The 11,896-nt window shown below is 30.6% G+C and carries 11 protein-coding genes; 9 read left to right on the plus strand and 2 right to left on the minus strand.

What is annotated here, in order from left to right; genetic code table 11:
- The first annotated feature begins 7 nt into the window (after positions 1 to 7).
- The 6 genes from ACIQ06_RS01240 (at position 8) to sucD (ending at position 5,126) form a co-directional block, all read left to right on the plus strand.
- A complete protein-coding gene (locus ACIQ06_RS01240; RefSeq protein WP_396143214.1) occupies positions 8 to 1,396 on the plus strand; it encodes a bifunctional UDP-3-O-[3-hydroxymyristoyl] N-acetylglucosamine deacetylase/3-hydroxyacyl-ACP dehydratase in 1,389 nt (462 codons plus the stop codon).
- 11 nt (positions 1,397 to 1,407) lie between these two features.
- A complete protein-coding gene (gene lpxA / locus ACIQ06_RS01245; protein ID WP_345094515.1) occupies positions 1,408 to 2,193 on the plus strand; it encodes an acyl-ACP--UDP-N-acetylglucosamine O-acyltransferase in 786 nt (261 codons plus the stop codon).
- 28 nt (positions 2,194 to 2,221) lie between these two features.
- Complete coding sequence (efp, locus tag ACIQ06_RS01250; protein ID WP_344816388.1) at positions 2,222 to 2,788, plus strand: elongation factor P; 567 nt, start codon at positions 2,222 to 2,224, stop codon at positions 2,786 to 2,788.
- A gap of 54 nt (positions 2,789 to 2,842) precedes the next feature.
- On the plus strand, positions 2,843 to 3,772 hold the full coding sequence (locus tag ACIQ06_RS01255; protein ID WP_396143218.1) for a UDP-3-O-(3-hydroxymyristoyl)glucosamine N-acyltransferase: 930 nt from the start codon (positions 2,843 to 2,845) through the stop codon (positions 3,770 to 3,772).
- The gene (locus tag ACIQ06_RS01260) at positions 3,772 to 4,134 is read left to right on the plus strand and encodes a nuclear transport factor 2 family protein (RefSeq protein ID WP_344816390.1); all 363 of its coding nucleotides are present in this window, start codon (positions 3,772 to 3,774) and stop codon (positions 4,132 to 4,134) included. The genes ACIQ06_RS01255 and ACIQ06_RS01260 overlap by 1 nt, the downstream gene beginning before the upstream one ends.
- A 119-nt stretch (positions 4,135 to 4,253) precedes the next feature.
- Complete coding sequence (gene sucD, locus ACIQ06_RS01265; RefSeq protein ID WP_298117203.1) at positions 4,254 to 5,126, plus strand: succinate--CoA ligase subunit alpha; 873 nt, start codon at positions 4,254 to 4,256, stop codon at positions 5,124 to 5,126.
- 75 nt (positions 5,127 to 5,201) lie between these two features.
- On the opposite strand, the gene ACIQ06_RS01270 is transcribed toward sucD, so the two are convergent.
- Positions 5,202 to 6,389, minus strand: coding sequence for a cytochrome-c peroxidase (locus ACIQ06_RS01270; protein WP_396143222.1), 1,188 nt, complete (start codon positions 6,387 to 6,389; stop codon positions 5,202 to 5,204).
- A 137-nt stretch (positions 6,390 to 6,526) separates the two neighbouring features.
- On the opposite strand from ACIQ06_RS01270, the gene fabG reads away from it, so the two are divergent.
- The 3 genes from fabG (at position 6,527) to ACIQ06_RS01285 (ending at position 9,630) form a co-directional block, all read left to right on the plus strand.
- Positions 6,527 to 7,273: a 3-oxoacyl-[acyl-carrier-protein] reductase gene (gene fabG / locus ACIQ06_RS01275; RefSeq protein WP_298136317.1), complete on the plus strand. Its 747-nt coding sequence runs from the start codon at positions 6,527 to 6,529 to the stop codon at positions 7,271 to 7,273.
- A gap of 93 nt (positions 7,274 to 7,366) precedes the next feature.
- Positions 7,367 to 7,573, plus strand: a complete 207-nt coding sequence (locus ACIQ06_RS01280) for a gliding motility protein GldL (RefSeq protein WP_396143225.1) — start codon at positions 7,367 to 7,369, stop codon at positions 7,571 to 7,573.
- 20 nt (positions 7,574 to 7,593) lie between these two features.
- Entirely contained in the window at positions 7,594 to 9,630 is a 2,037-nt protein-coding gene (locus tag ACIQ06_RS01285) for a hypothetical protein (protein WP_396143228.1), read from the plus strand.
- A 115-nt stretch (positions 9,631 to 9,745) separates the two neighbouring features.
- On the opposite strand, the gene ACIQ06_RS01290 is transcribed toward ACIQ06_RS01285, so the two are convergent.
- The gene (locus ACIQ06_RS01290) at positions 9,746 to 11,839 is read right to left on the minus strand and encodes an LTA synthase family protein (RefSeq protein WP_396143231.1); all 2,094 of its coding nucleotides are present in this window, start codon (positions 11,837 to 11,839) and stop codon (positions 9,746 to 9,748) included.
- Between the last annotated feature and the right edge of the window lie 57 nt (positions 11,840 to 11,896).

Below are 11,896 nucleotides of genomic sequence, written 5' to 3' on the forward strand. Positions count from 1 at the left end.
GAATATTATGGTTAAGCAAAAAACCATCAAAAGTGAAATTTCACTTGTAGGTGTTGGATTACATACAGGAAAAGAAGTTAAAATGACTTTTAAACCTGCGCCTATAAACAACGGTTTTACATTTGTAAGAGTTGATTTAGAAGGAAGTCCAATTATTGAAGCAGATGCTAATTATGTAGTCAATACACAAAGAGGTACCAACTTAGAGAAACTGGGTGTTAAGATTCAAACTTCAGAGCACGTTTTAGCCGCTTTTGTAGGTTGTGATGTTGACAATGCAATTATAGAATTAGATGCTTCTGAGCCACCAATTATGGATGGTTCGTCAAAGTATTTTGTAGAAGCAATTGAAAAAGTAGGTGTTGAAGAACAAGATGCTGAACGTAAATATTATGTTGTTAAAGAAGTTATTTCTTTCGCAGACGAAGCTACAGGAAGCGAAATACTTGTAATGCCAAGTGATGATTATCAAGTAACTGCAATGGTTGATTTTGGAACCAAAGTTCTTGGTACACAAAATGCAACAATGAAAAATCTTTCAGAATTTAAAACTGAAATTGCCAATTGTAGAACTTTTAGTTTTCTTCACGAGTTAGAAAGTTTATTGGATAATGGTTTAATTAAAGGTGGTGATTTAAATAATGCTATTGTATATGTAGACAAAGAGATTTCTGCAAATACAATGGAAAACCTTAAAAAAGCATTCGGAAAAGATTCTATTTCTGTAAAAGAAAATGGAATTCTTGATAACTTAACGTTGCATTATCCAAACGAAGCTGCACGCCATAAATTATTAGATGTTATTGGTGATTTAGCTTTAGTCGGAATTAGAATTAAAGGTAAAGTTATTGCTAACAAACCAGGACATTTTGTAAATACTCAATTTGCAAAGAAATTATCAAAAATCATTAAGATTGAGCAAAAAAATCATGTTCCATGTTATGATTTAAATTTGCCACCATTGATGGATATTCATCAAATTATGAATATTTTACCACACAGACCACCATTTTTATTAATCGATAGGATTATTGAAATGTCAGAAACACATGTGGTAGGCATGAAAAATGTTACAATGAATGAAAATTTCTTTGTTGGACATTTTCCAGATGCACCAGTTATGCCAGGAGTTTTAATTGTTGAGGCTATGGCTCAATCAGGAGGAATATTAGTATTAAGTACTGTTCCAGATCCAGAAAATTACCTTACTTATTTTATGAAAATTGATAATGTAAAATTCAAGCATAAGGTGTTGCCTGGAGATACCTTATTATTCAAATGTGACTTAATTTCACCAATTAGAAGAGGAATTTGTCACATGCAAGCCAATGCTTATGCTAATGGAAAGTTAGTTGCAGAAGCTGAATTAATGGCACAAATAGCTAAAAAGCAATAAAAATATAAAGTATGAATCAACCACTAGCATACGTACATCCAGGAGCAAAAATTGCAAGAAATGTTGTAATTGATCCTTTCACAACTATTCACAATAATGTTGAAATAGGAGAAGGAACTTGGATTGGTTCTAATGTTACCATAATGGAAGGAGCAAGAATTGGTAAAAATTGCAATATTTTTCCAGGTTCAGTTATTTCAGCAGTTCCACAAGATTTAAAATTTGGAGGTGAAGAATCACTTGCAATAATTGGAGATAATACTACTGTAAGAGAATGTGTTACCATTAATAGAGGTACTGTAGCTTCAGGTCAAACTAAAATTGGAAAAAATTGTTTGATTATGGCAACAGCACACATTGCTCACGATTGTCATATTGGGGATAATGCAATTATTGTTAATGGAGTTGCTTTGGCAGGTCACGTTATTGTTGGTAATTATGCAATTATTGGAGGTTTAGCGGCAATACATCAATTTATTCATATTGGTGATCACGCCATGATTTCTGGTGGTTCATTGGTAAGAAAAGATGTTCCTCCTTATACAAAAGCAGCAAAGGAGCCTTTATCTTATGTTGGAATCAACTCTGTTGGTTTAAGAAGAAGAGGTTTTACTTCTGAAAAAATTAGAGAAATTCAAGATATTTATAGAATTTTATATCAAAAAAATTACAATACTTCTCAAGCGGTTGGAATCATTGAAGCCGAAATGGCTGCATCTCCAGAACGTGATGAAATATTAGATTTTATTAGAAACTCATCACGCGGAATCATGAAAGGTTATTCAGGTTCTTATTAATTAAAAATAAAAATTAAAAACAATAAAAATGGCATCTACATCAGATATTAGAAACGGATTATGTATTAAATTCAATCACGATATTTATAAAATTATCGAATTTCTTCACGTTAAACCAGGTAAAGGTCCAGCTTTCGTGAGAACTAAATTAAAAAGTTTAACTAACGGAAAAGTTTTAGACAATACTTTTTCTGCAGGTCACAAAATTGAAGACATTCGTGTTGAAACTCAAACATTTCAGTATTTATATGCTGAAGGTGATCAATTTCACTTCATGAATACGGAGTCTTACGAGCAAATTACATTAGATAAAAAAATCTTAGACGCTCCAGATTTGTTAAAAGAAGGAACAAATGTAATGGTTCAAATTAACACTGAAACTGACATGCCACTTTCTGTAGATATGCCAGCTTCAATTGTTCTTGAAGTTACTTATGCTGAACCAGGAGTTAAAGGAAATACAGCTACAAATGCTACTAAACCTGCAAAAGTAGAAACTGGTGCTTCTGTAAATGTTCCTTTATTTATTAATGAAGGTGATAAAATCAAAATTGATACAGCTACAGGTTCTTACATGGAACGTGTAAAAGAATAATTTTAGTGAACAAAATCAGGTAAAACTGAACACTGAATACTGAACACTAAAAATATGAAGTTTTCAAAAACACATACTCTTAAAGAAATTGCAGAAATCATTGGTTGCCAATATGTTGGTGCCGATGATTTTCCTGTTTATGGCATGAACGAGATTCATGTGGTAACTTCAGGCGATATCGTATTTGTAGATCATCCAAAATATTATGATAAAGCATTACAATCAGCTGCAACAATTGTTTTAATTAACAAAGAAGTTGAATGTCCTTTGGGTAAAGCATTATTAATTTCTGATGATCCGTTTAGAGACTTTAATAAATTAACCAATCACTTTAGACCTTTTACATTTGCAAATGTTTCTATTTCGAATTCTGCAATAGTTGGAGATGGAACAGTAATTCAGCCCAATTGTTTTATTGGTCACAATGTTCAAATTGGTAAAAATTGTATTATTCATTCTAATGTTTCAATTTATGATAATTGTATTATTGGTGATAATGTAATTATTCAAGCAGGAACTATTCTAGGAGCTGATGCATTTTATTATAAAAAACGTCCAGAAGGTTTTGATCAATTACTTTCTGGAGGAAGAGTTGTTATAGAAAATAATGTTGGAATTGGAGCTCTTTGCACTATAGACAAAGGAGTTACAGGTGATACAACTATTGGAGAAGGAACAAAAATTGACAATCAAGTTCATGTTGGACACGATACAATAATTGGTAAAAAATGTCTAATAGCAGCTCAAACCGGAATTGCAGGTTGTGTTATTATTGAAGACGAAGTAACACTTTGGGGACAAGTTGGAACCACAAGTGGAATTACAATAGGAGCAAAGGCTGTAGTTCTTGGTCAAACAGGTGTAACAAAATCAATAGAAGGCGGAAAGTCCTATTTTGGAACACCAATTGAAGAATCTCGAGAAAAATTGAAGCAATTAGCCAATATAAAACGTATCCCAGAAATAATAAAAAATCTAAAGTAATGACAGCAAAACAATTAGTATTGGATTTTTATAAAAATGATTTGCTTTTACATAAATCAGAAGTTACTGAATTTCTGCACGAAGATTTAATCATCGAATGGAACAGTAGTAAGGGTTTTGTTCAAATGAAAAAGCAAGATGTACTTAATTTATCTGATGAATTGAGTAAAGCTTACGTTCGTTCTAAAATGAGAATTACACATGTAGTTGAGGAAGGAAATATGGTTTCTGTACGTTATTCTCATTTTGTAAAAACAATTGAAAATCCTAGAGAAGAAATGCTTTTAGCACACTTTTTTGTAATTTGGGAAGTGAAAGACGGAAAATTATATCGAGGTTATCAAATGAGTCAATTCTCATAAAATCATATATAGAAAATTTGCAAATAAGTAGAAAAAAAACTGAATACTGAATACTGAATACTGAACACTTTTTAATACTTTTGCAACACAAACAATAAAACTAAATAAAAAAACATAATATGAGCGTTTTAGTTAACAAGAATTCAAAAATAATAGTTCAAGGTTTTACAGGAAGTGAAGGTACTTTTCATGCTTCTCAAATGATTGAATATGGAACAAATGTTGTTGGTGGAGTTACTCCAGGAAAAGGTGGTTCTACACATTTAGAAAGACCAGTTTTCAATACTGTAAAAGATGCTGTTGAACAAGCAGGAGCAGACACAACAATCATTTTCGTTCCGCCAGCTTTTGCTGCTGACGCTATTATGGAAGCTGCTGATGCAGGAATTAAAGTAATTATTTGCATCACAGAAGGAATTCCTGTTGCAGATATGATTAAAGCGTATTCATACATAAAAGATAGAGATTGTAGATTAATCGGACCAAACTGTCCAGGAGTAATAACTCCAGAAGAAGCTAAAGTTGGTATCATGCCAGGTTTTGTTTTCAAAAAAGGTAATGTTGGTATCGTTTCTAAATCAGGAACTTTAACTTACGAAGCTGCTGACCAAGTTGTAAAACAAGGAATGGGAATTACTACAGCTATCGGAATTGGTGGAGATCCAATCATTGGAACAACTACTAAAGAAGCTGTTGAATTATTAATGAATGATCCAGAAACACATTGTATCGTTATGATTGGTGAAATTGGTGGTCAACTTGAAGCTGATGCTGCAAAATGGATTAAAGCTGATGGAAACCGTAAACCAGTTGTTGGATTCATTGCAGGTGAAACTGCTCCAAAAGGAAGAACAATGGGTCACGCAGGTGCAATTGTTGGTGGTGCTGATGATACAGCAGAAGCTAAAAAACGCATCATGAGAGAAAACGGAATTCACGTTGTAGATTCTCCAGCAGAAATTGGTAAAAAAGTAAAAGAAGTAATGGGATAATTTAAATCTCCTTTATAGATAAAAAAAGAGCTTTCATCGTTGAAAGCTCTTTTTTTATTTAAATAGTTTAATAATTTAATTCAAAAAAGGATTAGACCATTTACTATCAACATAAACATTTGTTCCAGAAAGTGTTCTTAAGAAAGCTATGACAGCATTAACTTCAGGAGCCGTTAAATTTAATTGTTGACCAAAACCATTTGGTCGTAATCTTGGATCTAAATTAGTATTTCCTGGAGCTAAGTTAATAGTTCCATAATGTCCGATAGCAGCTTGTAGAGTTGTAATAACTCCAGTATGCATCATTGAACCATTTGTGGTTCCATCAGTTTTGACTAAATCTCTTAATGATGGCGCACGAGTATTAGTAATGTCAATTCCAACACCGCTTATAGTTCCAATTATTCCATTATTTCTTGAATTGGGATCGATATCAAATTCAGGAGCAGCATGACAACCAGCGCATCCTAAACCTCCACCAGTTCTACTTCCAGTTGCATTAAAAACAGGAGGCGATAAAAATAAATTTTTTCCTTGATTTTCTTGTGCAGTAAAATTTGAGAATGGTTGCCCATCATTGGCTGCTAAGGCTCTTCCTGTATCATATTTAGAATCAAATGATTGAATACTTTTAATAAATTGAGCTAAAGCTAATTGCATTTTGTTTTCAGTAATTTCTTCAGAACCATAAACAAATTTGAACAATTCCTTATAATAACCAATGGCTGATAATTTTGTAATTAATCCTGAAAAAGCTTCGTCACCATTAGTACCACTGTAACCCATTTCACCATGATCTTTTATAGGCATTGTGGTTTGTGTTTCTAAATTAATTGCTCTTTCATCCCAAAAGAATTTTGCTTCATTTGCAAAACGATTATTGATCAATCGCATAGAATGTCTTCCTGTTGTTCCGTTTACACCTTGACTCGCAACTGCAACATCACTAAAAGCATTAGCTTGTTGGTGACAACTTGCACATGAAATGGTATTATTTGAAGAAAGCTTTTTATCATAAAATAAAACTCTTCCTAAAGTAGCGCCTTTATTTGATATCAAATTGGAACCCACATTGCTTTTTGTGATATAGGTAGGAATGGTTTGATTGGCATAATTTGCTAGATTAGATAAATTGATGTTATTTCCAAATGCAGTTGTAACATTTGGATAAGTTTCGATAGGAACATAATTTTCATCACTAGATTTACTACAAGAAGTAAATAAAAAAAGTGAAGAAAATAAAATCATCAATTGGTTTTTCATATTGTTTGGTTTTGGTTTGTTTACAATTAGACTTTAACAAATTAATAAGGTTTAATTAGAAATATCATTTTTTTTATACTTTAAATTATTCCTATATTTGGCTTTTAAAAATCAAACATAACACAAACTTTTTAGATATGAAATTACTTGAAGGAAAAGTAGCTATTATTACTGGTGCAAGCCGTGGAATTGGTAGCGGAATTGCAAAAGTATTTGCACAACATGGAGCAAACGTAGCTTTTACATACAGTTCATCTGCCGAATCAGCATTGGCTTTAGAAAATGAATTATCAGCTTTAGGAATTAAAGCAAAAGGATATAAATCAAATGCAGCAGATTTTAACGAAGCTCAAAAATTAGTTGACGATGTTATGGCAGAATTCGGAAACATTGATGTTTTAATCAATAACGCCGGAATTACAAAAGATAATTTGTTAATGAGAATGAGTGAAGAGGATTTTGATAAAGTAATCGAAATCAACTTAAAATCGGTTTTCAATATGACTAAAGCGGTTCAAAAAGTAATGTTGAAAAATAGAAAAGGTTCTATTGTAAACATGAGTAGTGTAGTAGGAGTGAAAGGAAATGCAGGACAAGCTAACTATGCTGCATCAAAAGCAGGAATGATTGGTTTTACTAAATCTATTGCTTTGGAATTGGGTTCAAGAAATATTCGTTGTAATGCAATCGCTCCAGGATTCATCGAAACTGAAATGACTGCAAAACTTAACGAAGATGTTGTTCAAGGTTGGAGAGATTCTATTCCGTTAAAACGTGGAGGAACACCTGAAGATGTAGCTAATGCTTGTCTTTTCTTTGCATCAGACATGAGTGCTTATGTTTCTGGACAAGTGCTTAATGTTGATGGAGGAATGTTAACATAATAATAGTTTGCAGTATTCAGTGTTCAGTTTGCAGTTTTTTTTACGAAATTATCATTCTGAATTCGGAAGAAACTAATCTCAATAAATTATTTAATGAAAAATAAATATATAATTGCATTATTTCTATTGGGAGTTGTTGTCACAACAATTGGAGCTTTTTTCAAAATTGCACATTTGGAAATTGGTCCTTTTACAGGAAGTTTAATAATTACGTTAGGTCTTTTTATTAAAGTTGTTGCTGCAATAGTGTTTATAACAAAGTTATTATCTAACAAAAACAACGATTTCTTAAATAAATAGAATAACTATTTAATAACATAATGCAGACAAACACTATTCTTTTAATATTTATTTCCATAGCAATCGCTGGTGGTTTGTCTTATTTTCAATATTTTTATAAAGCTAAGAGTAAGTCTAATATGACTAAACTCTTAGCTTTTTTACGTTTTCTATCTATTTTTGGATTATTACTTTTATTGATTAATCCAATTGTGAGCAGAAGCACTTTTGAAACTGTAAAAACTCCATTACCAATTGTAGTGGATAATTCAAGTTCAATTATAGATTTAAAAGCGAATCAAGTTGCAAAAGAACTTTATGAAAAGATAAGTTCAAATTCTAAATTGAAAGATAAATTTGATGTCCAAACGTATAGTTTTGATTCTGAATTTCAACCTATTGAATCTGCAGATGAGTTGAATTTTAAAGGAAAACAAACTAATCTTGATGAAGTTGCAAAAAACTTAAAAAGCATCAATAAAAATCTTTCTTTTCCAACGGTTTTAATTTCTGATGGAAATCAAACTTCAGGTTCGGATTTTGTTTTTAGTTTTGATGCAAATAATAAAGTTTATCCTTTGGTTGTTGGAGATACAACCACTTATTTAGATTTAAAAATAAGTCAGATAAACGTTAATAAATATGCTTTTCATAAGAATAAATTTCCTGTGGAAGTATTTCTTCAATATGCAGGAAATAAATCGGTAACAGCTAATTTTGCTATTTCTCAAGGAAATAATGTTTTAAATAAGCAAAGTATTTCTTTTTCTCCATCAAATAAATCGGCAGTTTTAAATATTTTATTGCCTGCAGATAAAACAGGTTTGCAAATTTTTAACGCAAGAATTTCTTCTAACGAATCTGAAAAAAACACTTACAATAATTCAAAGAAATTTGCTGTAGAAATCATCGATCAGAAAACAGAAATAGCTATAATTTCTTCTATAAATCATCCTGATATAGGTGCTTTAAAACGAGGAATTGAAACTAATGCACAACGTAAAGTAACCATTCTTAAACCTAATAAAATCAACGATTTAAATAAGTTTAATGTTTTAGTTTTATTTCAACCAAATGCTGAATTTAAACAAGTATTTGAAGCTAATAAAAATTTAAAAATAAATACTTGGATTATAACTGGTAATAACACCGATTTTGGGTTTTTAAATCTGCAACAAAATCAAATAAGCTTTAGAATGTCATCTCAGAAAGAAGATTTTCTAGCTAATTTTAGTTCAGATTTTAATTTGTTTGCTGCTGAAAATATTGGTTTTGAAAATTTTCCGCCACTTGAGAATGCTTATGGAACTATAACTCCTAATGAAAATGTAACTGTTCTATTATCTTCAAGAATTAGAAATGTAGAAACAAATCAGCCATTACTAGCATTTTCTGATAATCAAGGTAGAAGAAGTGCTTTTTTGATGGGAGAAAACATTTGGAAATGGCGTGCACATAGTTTTATTGAGAAAAAATCATTTGAAGAGTTTGATGTTTTTTTAGATAAAACCATACAATTTTTAGCTTCAAATAACTCTAAAAAATCACTTATTGTAAATCATGAGCGGTTTTATAATTCTGGTGATGCTTTAGAAATTACGGCACAATATTTCAATAAAAATTATGAATTTGACGAGAAAGCGCGTTTGACAATTGCTGTTACAAATTCTAAAACAAAACAAGTAAAACGCTACGATTTGCTAAAAACAAACAATAGTTTTAAAGTGAATCTTGATGGTTTAGCTGCTGGACAATATTCGTTTACAGTAAAGGAACTTAATTCAAATGCAAGTTATTCTAGTACTTTCGAAATATTAGATTTTGATATCGAAAAGCAATTCGTAAATCCAGATATGGCTAAATTGAAACAATTGGCTTTACAAACAAAAGGTGCTGTTTTTGTTCCAAATCAAGTAGATGATTTAATTAAAATATTACTTGAAAACGAAGATTATAAAGCCATTCAGAAAGATATTGTAAAGAAAACGCCTTTCATTGATTGGATTTGGCTACTCGTTTTAATTGCGATTTCACTTGCAGCAGAATGGTTTATTAGAAAATATAACGGATTGTTGTAAAACACGTAAAACTACGTATAGCCATTATAAAAATGAGTTATACATTTGTAAAGTTAAGTTAGACTTTAACACATTTTAAAACTCCACAAATGCAATTGACTGTACTGTGGAGTTTTTATTTTTCGTACTTCTTATTCTTTAATATTGAACTTGCTGTTTGATAATATGAAATAGTTTCATTAACCAACTTTGAATTCTCTTTTGCAATAGGAATTTGTTCGTAGTGAATTTGAAAATCTGCAGCTACATTATCTTTGGGTTCTAATTTTAGATTAAATTGTTTTACTTTTTGCTTTGGAGAGAGAATAGTCAAAACATTGTCTTTCAGCAATCCTAAATCTTGATATGTTGCAATGAATGCTCTCGGTTGATAATCCGTTTTCAAAACATCTTGTCCAAAAAATTTCGTTTTGTAATTAAAGTTTAGCAAACCAAATAACGTAGGCATTAAGTCAATTTGTGAGACCATTTTATTATAAACGGCAGGTTGAATAAAACCTGGAGAATAAATTAATGCTGGAATTCTATATTTATCTAATGGTAATTGTGTTTTACCAGAGCTCGATGCGCAATGATCTGCAACAATTATAAAGACTGTATTTTTAAACCAAGACTGTTTTTTAGCCATTTCAAAAAATTGTTTCAATGCATAATCGGTATATTTTACGCCACCTTCACGAGATTTAGAATGTGAATCAATATCTATTTTTCCATCAGGATAAGTAAAAGGACGATGATTGCTAACGGTCATCCAGTGGTTGAAGAAAGGTTTTCCAGTTTTTGATTCATCGTTCATCACTTGTATTGCCTTTTTAGCCATATCCTCATCACAAACTCCCCAAACATTTGAAAATGTAATTTCTTCTGGTTTTAAAGTTTTTTTGTCAGTTATTTTATAACCATTTCCTCCGAAAAAATCTTCCATATTATCAAAGTAAGCGTCACCTCCATAAAGAAAGTTAACTTGATATCCTTTCGATTTAAAAATTGATGCTGTTGAGAACTTATGTTTATTGTCTTTTCTTTTTACAACGCTTTCTCCAGCAGTAGGAGGTAGACATAAAGTAAAAGATTCTAAACCTCTAATAGTTCTATTTCCAACAGCATAAAGATTTGAAAATTGTAAACTTTGAGTTGCTAAGCTATCAAGAAAAGGAGTAATGTTTTGATCATTTCCATAAGCTTTCAAAAAATCTGCACTCAAGCTTTCAATGGTAATTAATACAACATTTTTTCTATTTTCAGGATTTATACTTGATATAGTTCTTTTTGAAAAATCTTGAGAGATTCCAGGTATTAATTTTTCAATAGTAGCAAAAGCTTTATCATCGGGTAATGTTTTATAAAATTTATTATAATCCAATTCACTATTCATAAAGGCTAAATAAAAACGATGCATACCATTTGATTGCAATTCGTTGGCAAAAACGTTATGAGATGTTTCTTGTTTTGATAATAATGGAATTATGAATGTTGCTCCAACAAAAATCAAAGAAAATAAAATAGTAGATATAATTTTTTCATTAAATGAAGGCAACTTGTTTAAAAATGATTTAGAGCGTTTTACAATAATAAAAGTTACAAGTAGAGTTAATAAACCTACTCCTGTAAACAAAGGAATCACAGGATAAGATTCCATGATATTTTTAATTACTTCATTAGTGTAAACTAGATAATCGACAGCTATAAAGTTGTATCTAACGCCAAATTCATTCCAAAAAAAGTATTCACTAACAGCGTTTTGAATAATTATTAAAACAAAGATAAAAATGGTAATAGAAAATAATATCAATCTAATTTTACTTCTATATCTTGGTAAAAAAAGCATCAATCCAAATAAAATGGCCTTCAAAGAAACAAAAGCAATTCCAATTTCTGGTAAAGAACCACCATATTCATGCAAAATAGATTTACCAGATATTAGATAAAGTAATAGCAAAATCAACAATCCAAAAATTATATAACCCCAAGGTTTTTGGTATTTAGAATTGGATAAAAACAATAAGTAAATCCATAGGAAAGGACTAGTTATTATAAAAATAAATACATCGGATAATAATCCCAAAGAAAATATTTTAACAATATCAATAAATGAAAAACTTGATTGCGTTATGGGATGAAATAATAAGACTAATCTTGTGATAATTCCAACAATAAAATAAAATAAAGCTAAATTTATAAAAGGCGAATGCTTTTTAAATAATTGCATAATATACAGTTTCTACAAATGTATCGCTGCCAATCTTCAATTTGTTTAAGGATAACT

This window comes from Flavobacterium sp. (assembly GCF_044341265.1).
In the GTDB taxonomy this organism is placed as follows: Bacteria; Bacteroidota; Bacteroidia; order Flavobacteriales; family Flavobacteriaceae; genus Flavobacterium.